At 61.4% G+C, this 14,356-nt stretch carries 16 protein-coding genes; 5 read left to right on the plus strand and 11 right to left on the minus strand.

Annotated elements, in window-relative coordinates; translation table 11 throughout:
- Positions 1-27: 27 nt before the first annotated feature.
- The 8 genes from HBN98_RS22070 to HBN98_RS22105 form a co-directional block, all read right to left on the minus strand.
- Complete coding sequence (locus tag HBN98_RS22070) at positions 28-645, minus strand: DUF1842 domain-containing protein (RefSeq protein WP_083368817.1); 618 nt, start codon at positions 643-645, stop codon at positions 28-30.
- 34 nt (positions 646-679) lie between these two features.
- Positions 680-865 (minus strand): DUF1843 domain-containing protein, encoded by a 186-nt coding sequence (locus tag HBN98_RS22075; RefSeq protein ID WP_083368818.1) that lies wholly within the window; start codon positions 863-865, stop codon positions 680-682.
- Positions 866-1,528: 663 nt separating this feature from the next.
- A complete protein-coding gene (locus tag HBN98_RS22080) occupies positions 1,529-1,759 on the minus strand; it encodes a hypothetical protein (RefSeq protein ID WP_083368819.1) in 231 nt (76 codons plus the stop codon).
- Positions 1,760-1,879: 120 nt separating this feature from the next.
- The gene (locus tag HBN98_RS22085) at positions 1,880-4,009 is read right to left on the minus strand and encodes a TonB-dependent receptor family protein (protein ID WP_083368820.1); all 2,130 of its coding nucleotides are present in this window, start codon (positions 4,007-4,009) and stop codon (positions 1,880-1,882) included.
- A 192-nt stretch (positions 4,010-4,201) separates the two neighbouring features.
- Positions 4,202-5,746, minus strand: coding sequence for a methyltransferase regulatory domain-containing protein (locus HBN98_RS22090; RefSeq protein WP_083368821.1), 1,545 nt, complete (start codon positions 5,744-5,746; stop codon positions 4,202-4,204).
- A 227-nt stretch (positions 5,747-5,973) separates the two neighbouring features.
- Positions 5,974-6,468 carry a PaaI family thioesterase gene (locus HBN98_RS22095; RefSeq protein ID WP_083368822.1) on the minus strand — a complete coding sequence of 165 codons (495 nt, stop codon included), beginning with the start codon at positions 6,466-6,468 and terminating at the stop codon, positions 5,974-5,976.
- Positions 6,469-6,476: 8 nt separating this feature from the next.
- Complete coding sequence (locus tag HBN98_RS22100; RefSeq protein ID WP_083368823.1) at positions 6,477-7,634, minus strand: GGDEF domain-containing protein; 1,158 nt, start codon at positions 7,632-7,634, stop codon at positions 6,477-6,479.
- A 102-nt stretch (positions 7,635-7,736) separates the two neighbouring features.
- On the minus strand, positions 7,737-7,985 hold the full coding sequence (locus HBN98_RS22105) for a hypothetical protein (protein WP_083368824.1): 249 nt from the start codon (positions 7,983-7,985) through the stop codon (positions 7,737-7,739).
- A 169-nt stretch (positions 7,986-8,154) separates the two neighbouring features.
- Between HBN98_RS22105 and HBN98_RS22110 the strand changes: the two genes are divergently transcribed.
- Together HBN98_RS22110 and HBN98_RS22115 are read left to right on the plus strand one after the other, a co-directional pair.
- On the plus strand, positions 8,155-8,799 hold the full coding sequence (locus tag HBN98_RS22110) for a class II glutamine amidotransferase domain-containing protein (protein ID WP_083368825.1): 645 nt from the start codon (positions 8,155-8,157) through the stop codon (positions 8,797-8,799).
- An 86-nt stretch (positions 8,800-8,885) separates the two neighbouring features.
- Complete coding sequence (locus HBN98_RS22115) at positions 8,886-9,227, plus strand: hypothetical protein (RefSeq protein WP_083368826.1); 342 nt, start codon at positions 8,886-8,888, stop codon at positions 9,225-9,227.
- A 113-nt stretch (positions 9,228-9,340) separates the two neighbouring features.
- On the opposite strand, the gene HBN98_RS22120 is transcribed toward HBN98_RS22115, so the two are convergent.
- Positions 9,341-10,339: a zinc-dependent alcohol dehydrogenase family protein gene (locus tag HBN98_RS22120; protein ID WP_083368827.1), complete on the minus strand. Its 999-nt coding sequence runs from the start codon at positions 10,337-10,339 to the stop codon at positions 9,341-9,343.
- Between the two features lie 161 nt (positions 10,340-10,500).
- On the opposite strand from HBN98_RS22120, the gene HBN98_RS22125 reads away from it, so the two are divergent.
- On the plus strand, positions 10,501-11,460 hold the full coding sequence (locus HBN98_RS22125; RefSeq protein WP_083368828.1) for a bifunctional helix-turn-helix transcriptional regulator/GNAT family N-acetyltransferase: 960 nt from the start codon (positions 10,501-10,503) through the stop codon (positions 11,458-11,460).
- 151 nt (positions 11,461-11,611) lie between these two features.
- A complete protein-coding gene (locus HBN98_RS22130) occupies positions 11,612-12,067 on the plus strand; it encodes a VOC family protein (protein ID WP_083368829.1) in 456 nt (151 codons plus the stop codon).
- Between the two features lie 140 nt (positions 12,068-12,207).
- On the opposite strand, the gene HBN98_RS22135 is transcribed toward HBN98_RS22130, so the two are convergent.
- Complete coding sequence (locus tag HBN98_RS22135; protein WP_083368830.1) at positions 12,208-12,570, minus strand: hypothetical protein; 363 nt, start codon at positions 12,568-12,570, stop codon at positions 12,208-12,210.
- 224 nt (positions 12,571-12,794) lie between these two features.
- Between HBN98_RS22135 and HBN98_RS22140 the strand changes: the two genes are divergently transcribed.
- Positions 12,795-13,436 (plus strand): LysE family translocator, encoded by a 642-nt coding sequence (locus tag HBN98_RS22140; protein WP_064587918.1) that lies wholly within the window; start codon positions 12,795-12,797, stop codon positions 13,434-13,436.
- Between the two features lie 9 nt (positions 13,437-13,445).
- Here the strand turns inward: HBN98_RS22140 and yghU are convergent, their stop codons facing one another.
- Positions 13,446-14,285: a glutathione-dependent disulfide-bond oxidoreductase gene (yghU, locus tag HBN98_RS22145; RefSeq protein WP_083368831.1), complete on the minus strand. Its 840-nt coding sequence runs from the start codon at positions 14,283-14,285 to the stop codon at positions 13,446-13,448.
- Positions 14,286-14,356 lie beyond the last annotated feature (71 nt).

Raw genomic sequence — 14,356 nt, forward strand, 5'->3', positions numbered from 1 at the left:
AGTGAATGGCGGATCACGTGGCTGAATTCAGCGGCTCTGCAGCCGGCTGACTTCTTTTTTCGCCGCTTCCAGTGCGCTTTGCAGTTGGGGTTTCTGGTCCAGTTGCTGCTGGGCGAGTTCGGCCAGATTCTTCATCTGCGCCAGGTCACCGCTCGCGATCGCGCTCTGAATCGGCGCGGCGTATAGCGGCAGGATCGGTGGGTGCGGGATGATCACCGGGCCAGGATTGAACGGCGACGGCAGCGATTCCTGCAGGTGCGCCGGGGCATTGTTGACCTCGTGCCAGCGCTGACCATCGAAGTAGCGATAGTTGGCGACAACTTCGCGCCAGTCGGTGCCCACCACCAGACGCACATCGAAGTTGATGATCGAGTTGGCCCCCTGGCCGCCGTGATTGCCTTGGGCGGTAATCAGGATTTTGCTGACCCCTGGCGACATCACGGTGAGGTAGGTGTATTCGCCCCAGACGTCGGAATGCACGTCGAGTGGCGGATTGGTCGCCTGGGTGATCGCGGCGGTGCCGTTGACCTTCGTATCGGGTGTCGAGACCAGCAGGTGCAGTGCCAGCGACTGGGCACCGGGCGCGCCGGTGCCGATGCGGTAGCTCACCGGAAACAGGCCGACATTTTCAGTAGAACCGGACATGTTGTTTGCCTCCATTGCAATGTGATTGATGGCTTCAGGACTTTTCGTGCCTGGAAACTTCCTTGGCCAGTTTTTCGTACGCGTCTTTCAGGTCTTGCGCTTCAGGTTTGCTGGTGTCGCGTTGTTGCAACAACGTCTTCATGTGCTGCACATCGCCTTGCTTGATCGCACTTTGAATGGCGACCCCGTAGGGCGGGATGTTGGCCGTTGAACGGGTCATAACGAGGGTTTCCTCATCCGTGCTGCAGAACCGCCCCATGACAAGCAGGGGACGTCTTACCTGACAGACAGGTAGCCTGTGCCTGCTGGAGCACCGGCAAGCGAGCAACCTGATCCGTCGGGATCTGATCAAAGGGTGATTTCAGGGTGCACAGCGCAGGCGCACGTACGCCAAGGCTGCGCGAGGCCTCAGCCGAACCCGCCGGGCGGGACTTCGGGAGCTTTGCAGGTGGCCTGCCGGAGGGGCAGACAAGGGGAATTGACCGGTACGTTGTTCATCTTTCTGTCCTTGAGAGAACACAACGAAACGCAGGGATCAATGGCGCGCTCGGTAGCGCGCAGAACAACCGCAAGCACAAGAAACATCCCTGATTCCTTTTCCAGTGCCGCCACGGGCGAGCGCGTGACCGCCGCTCGCGGGTCGCTGGCATATCGCCAGCCACGCAACCCTAGATCCGATTTTGCGGCCTTGCCAGATAAAGCGCCGAACGGTCGTGCGCGGGAGATTGACGGACAGCAGAACGCGTCCGCTCAAGGCCTTCAAGCCTTTGAGCGGACACGGTTATTGGTAGGGATGAGAGGCACCCGTTGCGGATGGAATGATTGGCAATATGCAATCCACCCTTGGAGCATATTCGAGCGGCGCTACGCGGTTGTTGACGGATCAATTGCCGTCGGCGACCTTGCGTTCGATCGCATCGGTCTTGCGCTTGAGTTCCTCGGCCTCCTGTTCCTTGGTGCGGATCGAGGTCGGTGTAATCACCTCGTCCACGACCCTGGTGTCATCGTCGCTGTCTTGCAGATCGCGGCGAACCACATCCACCGGTTTGCCCGCAGCGTCGAGCGGTGGCGCGTTATGAGGGGTTGCAGGCTTGCTGTCGTCGGTGCTTTTCATTTTTCATACCTCCATTGGCTTACAACGTTGGATACGACGACATGACGCGAGTTCGAGAAATTTCATCGCGGCCGTTTTGACCCGTTGCTTGCTTTGGTGGGTGACGGTCAGCGCATGCCGTCAAAGCAGACTCCACGACACCCCAACATAAACTCCCAGCCCTTCACCCGGCGCAGACCGCGCCGCGTCCAGGCCCTTGTCGTCATACCCCGGCGTGACCGTCGCGGCGTAGTGCTGGTTGGTCAGGTTGCGCAGGTCGAGCCAGGTTTGCCAGTCGTTTTTCGGCGCGTTGTAGCCCACGGTGGCGCCGAACAATGCGTAGGGATCGGCGTAGTAGCTGTTGGCGTAATCCACCGCGACCTTGGACACCAGTTGCGTGTTGATGGCGGCGAAGAAGCCTTGCGGCCAGTCGTGGCGCAGTTCGCCCTGGTAATAGTGCATCGGCAGGCCGGGCAGGCGGTTGTCGCCGAAACGCTGGTCGTCGCGGTAGTGGAAATCGCTGAAGGTGTAGGCCTGGCGCAGGCTCAATTTACGCCCGTCGGCGGCTGACCACAGGGTGCTTTGCAGGCTGGCTTCGAGACCCTGATGCACGGTAGGGCTGGCGTTGAGTTCGTACGGCGTGACGGCGTTGGCGTCCGGCAGCACCGAGAGCAATTCGTGGCGCACCTGCGCGTAGTACCACGCCAGACTCCACTGGCCGATTGCGCTGTCGCCACGCCCGCCGAGTTCGAGGGTGGTGGCGGTCTGGTTTTGCAGTTTGATCGGGTCGCTCTGAGTGCCGGTCGCCGCACCGTTGCCGGCCGGGAAGCGGATGTTCGAGCTGTAGATCAGCGACCACGGGTGCGGCGCCTCGACCGAACGGCTGAGGTTGCCGAACAGTTGCAGGTCCGGCGTGAGCTGATAGCGCAGGCCCAGACGCGGGGCGTAATCCCAGTCGTTCAGGCTGGTCTTGCCGCCGCTTTGCGGGTAAGTGACGGCACTTTCGCGGCGGGTGTAGATGGCGGCGAGGCCGGTGGTCAGCCACAGGTCGTCGGCGATCTCCAGATCGTTGCCGACGTGCAAAACCGTATCCGAACCCTGATAAGTGAAGTTGCGCATGCGAGTGCCCGGCACATAACCGGCGGTGTTGCCACCGGGGATGCGCACGAATTCGCTGGCGCCGTCGTTGGGCAGGTGTTTGGTGGTGCGCAGGCCCACGGTGCTGCGGCTTTCCATGCCGAGAAAGGTGTCGCGGCGCTTGTAGTCGAAGGTGCCGCTGACGTCGGTGTAGGCCACTTTCAGCCGGTTCGAGCCTTCGCGCAGGTCCATCGGGTAGTCGTGATAGACCAGCCCGGTCTGAATGCTCGAATCATCATCGATGTAGTAGGTGGTCTTGTTGCCGATGAAGGTGCTGCCCGGTTGCTTGCGGCTGTCGTCGCGCGACACGTAGGCCGGGTTCGCCGCTCGCGGGTCGTGCTCGATCGAGTGCTTGGTCACGCGCCCGGCGAGGTCGTTGTCGGTCTGCCGGTAGCGGAAATAGAAGCGGGTTTCCAGGTTCGGGTTGAAGCGATAGCCGAAGTTGGCGATCACGCCTTTGCTCTCGCTGGCGGTGTGATCCTGATAGCCGTCGGCGTTCGAATCGGTCAGCGACACGTAGTAATCGAAGTCGCCCAGCACTTGCCCGGAGCTGACTTGCCGCTGCTGATAGCCGTGGCTGCCGGTGGCGTAGCGCACCTGCAATTTCGGCGCGTCGTAACCGGTGTGGCTGACGTAATCGACGGCGCCGCCCAGCGCCAGTGCGCCGCGATCGAAGCCGTTGGCGCCGCGCAGCACCTCCACATGGTCGAGCCACAGCGGTTCGAGCAATTCGTAGGGCGTGCCGCCCGGGCCGGTCAGCGGCAGGCCGTCGAGCATCGTGTACAGCCCCGAAGCGTGGGCACCCGGAGCACGGTTGATCCCCGAGCCCCGGATCGAAATCTTCACCCCTTCGTTGCCCGCCGACTGCGCGTAGACCCCCGGCTGGTACGCCAGCACGTCCTGATTGCTCGCCATACGACCCTGCAATGGTTGGCGCATGTCGACCACGTTGCTGCCGCCGGGCACTTGCGCCAGGCGCGCTTCGGCCTCGGCCACGGAGGCATCGGCGCCGCTTTGTTCCTCAGCCGAAATCAGTACCTGGCCCAACTCCATGCCTTTGGGTTCCTCGGCCATGGCCGGGCAGGCGAGGGCCAGGCCCAGCAGGGCAGTGGGAAGGGATTTGGGCGCGGGCATCGAGAAAACTCCAGACAGACGGGAACGGGCAATGAACAGTTGCGACGCAACAAGGAACGATGGAAACACATGGCAATTTTGCTTTTTTGCCGGGGAGCGGGGGCTGGACGTGGCGGGGACGGCACTCAGGGCTGTAAAGCCCGGACGACTGGGCGCATGGGAGGGCGACCAGTCGTCCGGTTTGCCTGCGCGTCAGGCAATTTTCAATGCCTGCAGAATAACCAGCGATGTCCCGGCAAATGCCTGGGCTTGCTCCGTCAGTTCGGCAAGGTTCTCTTGAGCCGTAAGCAAAGGCTGGTCACCCTTGAGCAGCACTTCGCCCTGATCGCCGATGACGCTCCACGCCAGTTGCGCCCAGTCTTGCGGGTCGGTCATGCCTTGCTTGAGCGCAATCAGGAACAACTGCTGAAAACGGCTGACCGGCACACCGCCGCCGGTGACCGGACTGGCGAGCACCTGAATGTTGCTGTTGAACAACGCGCGTTTGCACAGTTGCAGGTTGAGTGTTTCGCAACGCTCTTGCACTTGCCGTTCGGCGGCTTCGCTCTGGCACGGGGCGGCGACGCCCATGCCGATCAGCACGGTGACCGCCTGCACCAGATCGTCATAAGACACAGCGCCGACAGCCGTCGACAACTGCTGCAAGGTTTTCGGTGCATAGGCGTTCGCGGCAAGCGCGTCGAGCACCGGGCCGTAAATCTCTGCCTGTAGCGAAGCTTCGCCAGCGGGGCCCGTGACCATGCCCGGAATGCTTTCGATGGTTTGCAACAAGGCGAAACGGCTTCGCAGCAGGCCGTCGCGCTGCTCGGCGGCAGACAGCCGATTGGTGCCGCGCACGTACAGATCGCGGCGGAAGTTTTGATTGACGAAATAGTCACGCGCCTGCTCGCGCATGATCGGGTGTTCGATCCCCTCGAGAAAATCCATGCCTTCGGCACTCAAGTTGAGCGGGGTGACCGTGTCCAGTGGCACCGCTGTGGTGGCGTAATCCAGTTTGGCTGCGGTCATGGCATCGACCACGTCAGTGAAATACATGCAGTTCCAGTCGCGGTTGAAGTATTCATGGGCCACGTACTGGCGATGCTGGCCCTTGATGCTGTTCAACTGGGCGCCCAGACTCGGCGCCGCGTGGGCATATTTCGGATTGGCCGCCAGCAGCGCTTCGGAAAATTGCAGCGCGGCATCGATGCGTTTGGCCGGGGTGGTGGCGGCCTGGCTGGCAAAGCGGTTGTGCAGGCTGAACAGATTGCGCAAGGGCGCCGAAGGCGACCAACCTGGGAAGCAGTTGTAGCTGACGTACAACATCCCGCCGGGTTTGAGGTGACGGCGGGCGAATTCGATGATCAGTTTCTGATTGTCCCGGCTGACCCAGGTCCAGATGCCATGCAGGCTGATGCTGTCGAAGGCCGGCAGATCATCACGGGCCAGCAGTTGCTCGAAGCTGTCGTCATACAGCCGCGCCTGGCTGTTCCAGTCGTTCGCCAGCGCAATCGCATGCGCGGCCTGGGACGGCGTGAAGTCGGTGCCGACGAAGTTTCCCGGGTTGGCGGCGGCGTGGATGTTGATCGACACACCCTGGCCGAAGCCCAGTTCGCAGTGATAGCCGCCGGCATTCTCCAGCGTGGCAAAACCACGCAACAACAGACAAAAGCGCTGGAACACCGGGTTGATTTCCCGGCTGTACGAGTAGGTGTAGCCCTCGTCGGTGAAATACCCTTCGTTCCAGGCATTGCTCATGTGTGCACCCATTATGTCGAGAGAGAAAGCCGCTCTTATAAGGGGTTGGGCTGGCGCACCACAAGCGGAAAAACCTGTAAGTGGGTCTTACGATTGCAAAGGCACGCAGACATCGGTCTGCCATGGCTGCTGCGGGCTGCGAATCGTTCATACAGTTTTTCGGGACAAGGCCCGGATTTACTCGAGCGCCATCCCCTGTAGGAGCTGCCGCAGGAGGGACAGGGGATTCAGCGCCCGTGTGCCGCGTCCGCCAGTTGCCCGGTATCGACCCGCACAAACACCGAATCGCCAATCGCTGTCAGCACATCGCCGGCGTATACCTCGCAGATCACCCGCGTCTTGCGCCCGACCTCGCCCTCGACCTTGGCCCGCAAGGACAGGGTGACGCCCATCGGGGTGGGTTTGATGAACTTGATGCCGAGGTTGCCGGTCACGCAATCGATGCGCGGCAGGCTTCCCGGTGCACGCTGTTCGGCGCGGTAGTGGTAAGCCATCGCCGTCCAGTTGGAATGGCAGTCGACCAGCATTGCCAGCAAGCCGCCGTACACCAGATCCGGCCAGCCGCTGTATTTGGCGTCCGGCAGGTGTTCGGCGATGACATGCTCGCCGTCCTCGTGCCAGAAGCTTTTGACGTGCAGCCCCTGAGGGTTGCGGCCGCCGCAGCCGTAGCAGACGCCTTCGGGGGCGGCGAGGTCTTGCAGGGGCGTATCGAAACAGGACATGGGGTTGGTCATCCTGGAGAGGTGAGTTCGGTCAGGCGCAGGCGGTTGCGCCCGCCGCGCTTGGATTCGTAGAGCGCGGCGTCGCCTTGTTCGATCAGCGCCGCGAGGCTGGCCGGCGGTGTGTTGAACAGGCTGGCGCCGATGCTCAGCGTCACCGGCTCCGAGGTCGGGAAGGCCTGGATGGCGATGCGCTGAAACTGATCGCGCAGGGTATCGCCGAGGGTGACGATGCGTTCACTCGGCGCGTTGTTCAGCAAAATCACGAACTCGTCCCCGCCCAGCCGAGCGGCCAGCGCCTGATCGGGCGACTCGGCGCGGATCATCTCGCTCAAGGCCACCAGCAGGCGGTCGCCGGCGGTGTGGCCATGCTGGTCGTTGACCAGTTTGAAGTTGTCGATATCGATCAGCAGCAGGGCGCCGGGATGCGCCGGGGAGACGTCCTGCAGCAGACGCGGGGCGCGCACTTCGAGGGCGCGGCGGTTGTAGAGGGCGGTCAACGGGTCTCGGGCTGCCAGCCGAGCGATCTGTTCTTCGCGCCGGTAGCGTTCGGTGCCGGTCATCGACAGTGCGATCAACATGATCGCCATCGCACCCTCGACCAGCGAGATCTGAATGATTACGCCACGGAACGCCGCCAGATCGATCAGTGTGCCGGGGATCAGCACGGTCATGGCCTTGGCCACATAGAAAATTCCATGGCCCAGCAGCACATAGCGCAGTTGCACTGCGCCGACGCTCAGCGATTTGCCATGCGGGCGCAACAGCAGACTGGCCTTGAGCGTCGAGGCGGCCACCAGCAGCGAGTTGGCGGCCAGCATCACCTTCGACCACAGCGGCCCGTCCGGCAGCAACAGCATCACCAGCCAAGTGACGAAGATCAGGTACCAGGCGCGGGACAGGCGGCTCTGGGTGAAACGTGCCACCCCCAGCAGAAACAGGAAATGCGCGGTCACCAGCAAGCCGTTGGCGAACCAGATACCAATCAGCAATAAGCCGTTGCTGCGCAGCAGGGCCAGGGTGGAACCGACGGTGATGGTGGCGAAACCGGCGCTCCAGAACAGCAGCGAAGGCTCACGGATGCTGCGCCATTCAATCGCCAGGTACAGCGCGGCAGCGGCTGCGAGCGCGATCGAGATGGTCAGCATCGTTGGCGGGTCGAGCGGCATTTCTTCAAGCGCCTGTCTGAAGTCGGTTAGACGGGCGATTGTAAGCGTTCAGACCGGTTTTGGCAGGCGCCGCACGCTATATCAGTGCTGGATGTTCCGCCGTCACGATTGTGGCGCGAGCCAGGTGTCGACGACCCGTCGATCCAGTTCCTCCCAATACGCCATGCCCAGCACCCGCGCGGTGTTCAGCCCGCGCAGGTAACCACGCAACTGGTTGGCGGTGTCGCGTTTGAGCGCCGCATCAGTGATGTCCTTGTCCAGCAACACGCTTTCGTATTGCACCAGGTATTCCGCCACCCGCTCGCGAAAATCGGGCAAGACCGCGTCGCGGATCAGGTCAAAGGTTCTCAAATCGGCTTCCTCACTGTTGTTTTAGTCGTTGTGGATGAGTGTGTACCCGTCTTTATCGTGCGCAACTATCGCTAGAAGTAATAGGGACCATCACGAAACGCAAGTTCAGCTTTACGGGCAATAGGCGGAAAATTGCCCTCATTGAACACGTAGCTCAAGGAAATGCGCGATGAAGACACTGACCCGACTGGCGCTGATCGCCCTGCTGATGGGCGGGGTGATAGCCACGGCACCGTCTTACGCAGACGACGCCTGTGCGTGTCATCTTCAACCGATCGCCGGCAGCGTCGCGACCTTGCAGCATTCGCAGAGCGTGGGCGTGTTGTACAGCGAAAACACCCTGGAAAACCTGCAGTACCTGACGCGTTATCACGACATGGCGCTGCACGGTGCCAAGGATGCGCTGGACTCGCGGATACGTGCAGCGTTTGTCAGCAGCTCCGATCCGGAACTGGCCATCGACTGGTTGCTCAGCTCGCTGCAGCGTCAGTTCATGTCGGTGACCGTTTACGACAACCTCGATGCATTGATTCAGGCACATCCGGACATCATGGTGAAACTCGACACTTTCAACCGCTTGCTGACCCAGCAGAACAGCCTGTTCGAAGCGCACTTCATCGCGCGTTTCTACGACGCCGACCTGCAGTACATCGGCAAGGCCGAAGGCGCCGTCGAGAAACAGATCCCGTCGGTCTGGGTACATGACAAAGCGGCGCACGAGATTGCCGCACAGATCGAGAAACAACGGGACCTGCAACTCAACGCCTTGAAGCAGTTCGATGCCTCGCTCAAGGCGCTGGTGGCGTCTAACTGAACATTCAAAACCAAAAGGGCCGCGGCGGCGCCGTGACGCCGAACCGCTGCCAGTTGAACCGAATCTTTATTTTCAGGATTACACCGATGCGCACTTCATTTGCCCCGTCCATGGCCGTTGCCTCGTTGCTGCTCGCCGGTTGCGCCTCCGCGCCGAACGACCCGACGCTGACCCTGCAGACCCGCAAGACCCCGGCGCAGTTCGCCGATTGCGTGGTGCCGAAGCTGCAGCTCAGTGCGCTGAACCCGACCGTCTCGCAGACCCAGCGCAGCTACCGGATCGTGGTACCGAGCAAGGTCTCGGCCGACAACGTGCTGGAAGCCTACAAGGCCGGCAGCGGCGGCAAGGTGTTCATCTACGAGCGCCACTTGCTGGCCTCGAACCTCCTGCCTTCCAGCTTTGAACGCGCCGCCCAGGATTGCATCTGATCCGGGTCTGCCCACGGTTTTAACCGAGCTCCTTTGGTTGGCCGCAACCAACCAATACTTTGCCCCGCACCTCATTCGGTTGCGGGGCTTTTTTTTTCCTGGATTTTTGCGCTTCAGGCGACGTCGATCACCACCTTGCCAATAGCCGTGCCCTGTTGCACCGCGTCGTGCGCTTGTCGCGCCTGGCTGAGGCTGAAGCGTTCGGCATGCAGCAACGGCTTGACCTTGCCTTCTTCGATCAATCGCGTGGCGTAGCCGAGGATTTGCGCGTGGTGCTTGCGCCCGACGCCGGTGAGCATCGGCAACAGCACGAAAATCCCCGAGAGCGTGGCACTGCGCAGCGAACCGGTAGCCAGGTTGTGGGTGCCGAACGCCGCGCAACTGGTGACGTGGCCGTAGAGCCGGATCGCCGCGAACGAGTCGTCCAGACTTTTGCCGCCGACGGTGTCGTAGACCACGTCGAACCCCTTGCCGTCGGTGAACTGGCTCACGTACTGCTCGACAGGGACGTTCTTGTAGTCAATCGCCGTGGCGCCGTAGCCTTCGACAATCGCGCGCTTGCCCGGCGACACCGTGGCGAACACTTCAGCGCCCAGGGCCGCGGCAATTTGCACCGCCATGTGTCCGACACCGCCCGCGCCGCCGTGCACCAGCACCTTCTGGCCTGCCTGGACGTGCGCACGGTCCACCAGACCCTCCCACGCCGTCAGGAACACCAGTGGCACCGCTGCCGCCTCGCGGAAGCTGAGATTTTTTGGCTTGAGCGCCACCAGGTCAGCATCCACCGCCAGGTATTCGGCCAACGAGCCCGGCAGGCCACGTACGCCGCCGACCATGCCGAACACTTCGTCGCCCACCGCCAGATGGCTGACGTTGGCGCCGACCGCTTCAATCACCCCGGCCATGTCAGTTCCGAGAATCGCCGGCAACTCCGGCATCGCGTACGGTGCATTGCCGGTGCGGATTTTATAGTCGATGGGGTTCACGCCACTGGCGACGATGCGCACCAGCACTTCATTGGCCTTGGGCACCGGGCGCTCGATCTGTGCCTCGCGAAAGGTATTGGCGGCGTAGTCATCAAGGATCAACGCGCGGATGGTGGATGGGCTCATTACAACGCCTCGCTGTCATTTCAAGGAAAGGGGCATGGTGAAACCTGCTGGCGGTTTTGTCGACCGGATACGCGTCGCCGTTAACCAGCGTAGCCGGCGGATTGCGCAGCGGCATGGGAATATGGTTGTATCGTGCAACCATATTTCTGAGGTGCCTGGCCATGACGATTGCCCCAGCCTTGATCGAAGATATTCGCACGGCGTCGCGCACCATGGTGCGTGAGCTGGGCTTCATGCGCGCCACGCTGGCGGCGACCGACTATTCCGCCTCCGGCGTGCATGCGCTGCTGGAAATCGAGGCCGGGGACGGTGTGAGTTCAGCGCAATTGGCGCAAAGCCTGGGGCTGGAAAAGTCCAGTGTCAGCCGCATGGTCGGCAAACTGATCAAGGCCGGGGAGATCGCGGAACGTCCCGCCGAGGACGCCCGGGTCAAGCGCCTGCACCTGACGTCGCAGGGCCGGCAGACCGTTGCCGCCATCCACGCCTTTGGGCAAGACCAAGTCAGCAAGGCGCTGCAGGCGCTCAATCCCTCGCAACAACAGAGCGTGGCGCAAGGCCTTGCCACCTACGCCCATGCCCTCAAGGCAATCCGCCTGGGCACCCAACAGGCACTCACGCCGAACTTGACCATCAGCGCCGGCTACCGCCCGGGCCTGATTGGCCGGGTGACGCAAATGCATGCCGATTATTACTCGCAGCATGCCGGCTTCGGCGCGGTCTTCGAAAGCCGGGTTGCCAGTGGCGTGGCAGAGTTCGTCGGGCGCCTTGATCAGCCGTGCAACCAGATCTGGGTGGCGATGCTCAACGAGCGCATCGTCGGTTCGATCGCGATCGACGGGCAGGACCTGGGCAACCAGCAAGCGCATCTGCGCTGGTTCATCCTTGATGAAGGCTGTCGCGGGAGCGGTGTCGGCCGGCAACTGCTGAACGCGGCCGTCGCGTTTTGTGATCAGCAGGACTTTGACGCGATTCAACTCTGGACTTTCAAGGGCCTCGACGCTGCGCGCCGATTGTATGAGGCGTCCGGTTTCGCGCTGAGCAAAGAAGAGCAGGGCAGCCAGTGGGGCACGCTCGTCACCGAGCAGCAGTTCACCCGACACCGAGCGCGCCCGACGGTTTGACTCTGATGGCTGATGCAATGGCTCCGGGTGTCCGCGAGCCCGTTGACGATGCAGTGATGTCTGGATTGCCCCAGAGGAAACTTTCAGTCGATGACGACATAAACAACCGTGTCGTGGTTACCATGAGCATCGTTTCGACAGGAGTCACACCATGGATCTGAAGTTCAGCCACGTCGATGTACTGGTCACTGATCTCGAAGAAGCCTGTGCTTATTACGCACGCATCCTCAACGCCAGGATCTCCAAAACGCTGATCTGGGAGCGGGGCGGGCTGCATGTCCGGTATGCGATCGCGCTGATTGGCCAGGAGCGTTTCATGTTGGTGCAACCGTTGGCCGGCAACCTGAAAGAGCTTCTGGATTCTGCAGGTGAGGGCATGATTTACCGTCACTGCTACTCGACACCGGATATCGAAAAAGCCTACGACGAATTGATCGCCGCCGGTGTTCAGCCTGAGGACGAAAACGGTCAGCCATTGGCTCGCGCGAATCTGCAGTCACCGTCCGGGGGACGCATCATCTGGTTGCCAAAGCGCTTCGGGCATTTTTCCATCGAGATACTGGAAGAGAAGACGCTGGAGGCCTTTGTCGAGGCTGCGTTTACCTGAGATTTGGCTGATTGAATAGGACGACGCTAGCGCTTTGGCGTCGGCCTTCGAGCCTTGTTCCGCTGCGGCCAGACATTGAAGTGGCGGCGCAAGCATCCGCGAGAACTTCCTGTACTCCTATAGCTCGACAAATGGCATTGTTAGTGCTGGTAATACCGCGCCAGTCGATCACGCCAGTTGCCACCCTGCGTGCGCAGGCACTCTTGCTCGGAGTCGAAGCGCACCCAACGGTCTGAAGGGGGCAGGTCGATGTCGGCCTCTCGCAGCGCGGTGGCAGTCAATTCAAAGATGCGTGCTTTGGCGTGCGTCAGGGCGAGGGTTTTGTCAGCTTCGGTTTCGAACACCCAGATGACTTTCAAGGTGGCCGGCAACGCGTTCAGGTCAGCGGTGTGGGTTAGCCAGGTGAAGCCTTTGATTTCTGCTTTTGCGGTTTCACACGCCTGCGTGAGCGTGGCAATCAAGCGCCGTTCGATTCGCGCCAGTTCACGTTTTCCAGGGGGCATTTCGGGTTCCTTTACTGACAATGGCGAGCGATCAAAGACGCTCATCATATATCGCCGGCAACGGAAGTTCCTTGTCCAGGACAGATCCGTACGCCATACCCGATCCGCACTTTTTCCTTCGGGTCTGGTGCAATCAACCTTCAGCATCCCTGCAATTAACGCGCAGGCACAGTGACGTGAAGCTGCGGTACCATGCCTCACCTCATCACCCACGAGCATTGAAAATGGATTCTCACTCGATTCTGGCCTTTACCCTCGTCGCGGCGATTGCCATCGCCAGCCCCGGGCCTGCGACGCTGATGGCGATCAACAACAGTCTGGCGCACGGACAACGCAGTGCAATCTGGTCGTCGCTGGGCAATGCCAGTGGCCTGTTCTGCCTGTCGGCGGCGGCCATGCTGGGGTTGGGCGCGTTGCTGGCGAGTTCCGAGTGGCTGTTCAATGCGGTGAAAATTCTCGGTGCCGGCTATCTGTTCTATCTCGGGATCAAGCAGTTGTTCAAGAAGGGCTCGATGCTGCCCGACGGCATCGCCGATGACGTGAGCAAGAGCAAGCCGACCCGAATGAAACTGTACAAGTCGGCATTTCTCACGGCGGTGACAAACCCCAAGGCGACGATGTTTTTCACCGCGCTGTTCCCGCAGTTCATCGATCAGGGCGCGGCACTGCTGCCGCAGTTCCTGATCCTGACGTCGATCTTCATGGCGTTGTCGGTGTCGTCGCTGAGCCTGTATGCCGCGCTGGCTTCACGGGCCAAGGGCGTGCTGACCCGGCCCGCGTTGTCGCGTTGGGTCAGCCGGGTAGTGGGCACTACATTCATCGGTTTTGGTGCGGCGATTTTGACCATGCGCCGGCAAACCGTTTAAGCCCTGGGCTTAATCCAGATCGCTGGGCTGATGCCGTTCCGCAACCTGGCTTGCCTCGTCACCCCAGGTGCGGTTGACGCGCTGGCCACGCATCACCGCAGGGCGTTGGGCGATCTCTTCTGCCCAGCGCTGCACGTGGGTGTATTCCTGAGCCGCTAGGAACTCGGCAGCCGAATACACGTTGTTGCGCACCAGTTGCCCGTACCACGGCCAGACCGCGATGTCGGCGATGGTGTAGCTGTCGCCGGCCAGATAGCGTTTTTCAGCGAGGCGTCGGTCGAGCACGTCGAGCTGACGCTTGGTTTCCATGGTGAAGCGGTTGATCGGGTATTCGAGCTTCTCCGGCGCATACGCGTAAAAGTGCCCGAACCCGCCGCCCAGATAAGGCGCCGCGCCCATCTGCCAGAACAGCCAGTTCAGGGTTTCGGTGCGGCCGGCCGGATCTTTTGGCAGGAAGGCGCCGAATTTCTCCGCGAGGTACAGCAGGATCGAACCGGACTCGAACACGCGAATCGGCGGCTGCGCACTATGGTCGAGCAGTGCCGGAATTTTCGAGTTCGGGTTGATCTCGACAAAGCCGCTGGAGAACTGGTCGCCTTCGCTGATGCGAATCAGCCATGCATCGTATTCGGCACCGCTATGCCCCAGCGCAAGCAACTCTTCCAGGAGGATGGTCACCTTCACGCCGTTGGGCGTCGCCAGCGAATACAGCTGCAGCGGATGCTTGCCCACGGGCAGCGTCTTGTCATGCGTCGGCCCGGCAATCGGCCGGTTGATGCTGGCGAACTGGCCGCCGGACGGTGCTTCGTGCTTCCAGACTTTGGGCGGAACGTAGGGCGCTTTACTCATGAATTGGGCCTCATCCTTAACTTGCCAAAAAAGAACCTGACGGGTATCAGACGCAACAGCATAAACGCTCT

It is taken from the genome of Pseudomonas koreensis (genome assembly GCF_012986595.1).
Classification (GTDB): domain Bacteria; phylum Pseudomonadota; class Gammaproteobacteria; order Pseudomonadales; family Pseudomonadaceae; genus Aquipseudomonas; species Aquipseudomonas koreensis.

Excerpts from the sequence above, each read along its gene's own strand:
- HBN98_RS22090 (WP_083368821.1), bottom strand. The coding sequence starts at position 5,746 with ATGAGCAATGCCTGGAACGAAGGGTATTTCACCGACGAGGGCTACACC.
- HBN98_RS22135 (WP_083368830.1), bottom strand. The coding sequence starts at position 12,570 with ATGCCCCCTGGAAAACGTGAACTGGCGCGAATCGAACGGCGCTTGATT.
- HBN98_RS22125 (WP_083368828.1), top strand. The coding sequence starts at position 10,501 with ATGACGATTGCCCCAGCCTTGATCGAAGATATTCGCACGGCGTCGCGC.
- HBN98_RS22080 (WP_083368819.1), bottom strand. The coding sequence starts at position 1,759 with ATGAAAAGCACCGACGACAGCAAGCCTGCAACCCCTCATAACGCGCCA.
- HBN98_RS22140 (WP_064587918.1), top strand. The coding sequence starts at position 12,795 with ATGGATTCTCACTCGATTCTGGCCTTTACCCTCGTCGCGGCGATTGCC.
- HBN98_RS22120 (WP_083368827.1), bottom strand. The coding sequence starts at position 10,339 with ATGAGCCCATCCACCATCCGCGCGTTGATCCTTGATGACTACGCCGCC.
- HBN98_RS22085 (WP_083368820.1), bottom strand. The coding sequence starts at position 4,009 with ATGCCCGCGCCCAAATCCCTTCCCACTGCCCTGCTGGGCCTGGCCCTC.
- HBN98_RS22115 (WP_083368826.1), top strand. The coding sequence starts at position 8,886 with ATGCGCACTTCATTTGCCCCGTCCATGGCCGTTGCCTCGTTGCTGCTC.
- HBN98_RS22075 (WP_083368818.1), bottom strand. The coding sequence starts at position 865 with ATGACCCGTTCAACGGCCAACATCCCGCCCTACGGGGTCGCCATTCAA.
- yghU (WP_083368831.1), bottom strand. The coding sequence starts at position 14,285 with ATGAGTAAAGCGCCCTACGTTCCGCCCAAAGTCTGGAAGCACGAAGCA.
- HBN98_RS22130 (WP_083368829.1), top strand. The coding sequence starts at position 11,612 with ATGGATCTGAAGTTCAGCCACGTCGATGTACTGGTCACTGATCTCGAA.
- HBN98_RS22070 (WP_083368817.1), bottom strand. The coding sequence starts at position 645 with ATGTCCGGTTCTACTGAAAATGTCGGCCTGTTTCCGGTGAGCTACCGC.
- HBN98_RS22095 (WP_083368822.1), bottom strand. The coding sequence starts at position 6,468 with ATGTCCTGTTTCGATACGCCCCTGCAAGACCTCGCCGCCCCCGAAGGC.
- HBN98_RS22110 (WP_083368825.1), top strand. The coding sequence starts at position 8,155 with ATGAAGACACTGACCCGACTGGCGCTGATCGCCCTGCTGATGGGCGGG.
- HBN98_RS22100 (WP_083368823.1), bottom strand. The coding sequence starts at position 7,634 with ATGCCGCTCGACCCGCCAACGATGCTGACCATCTCGATCGCGCTCGCA.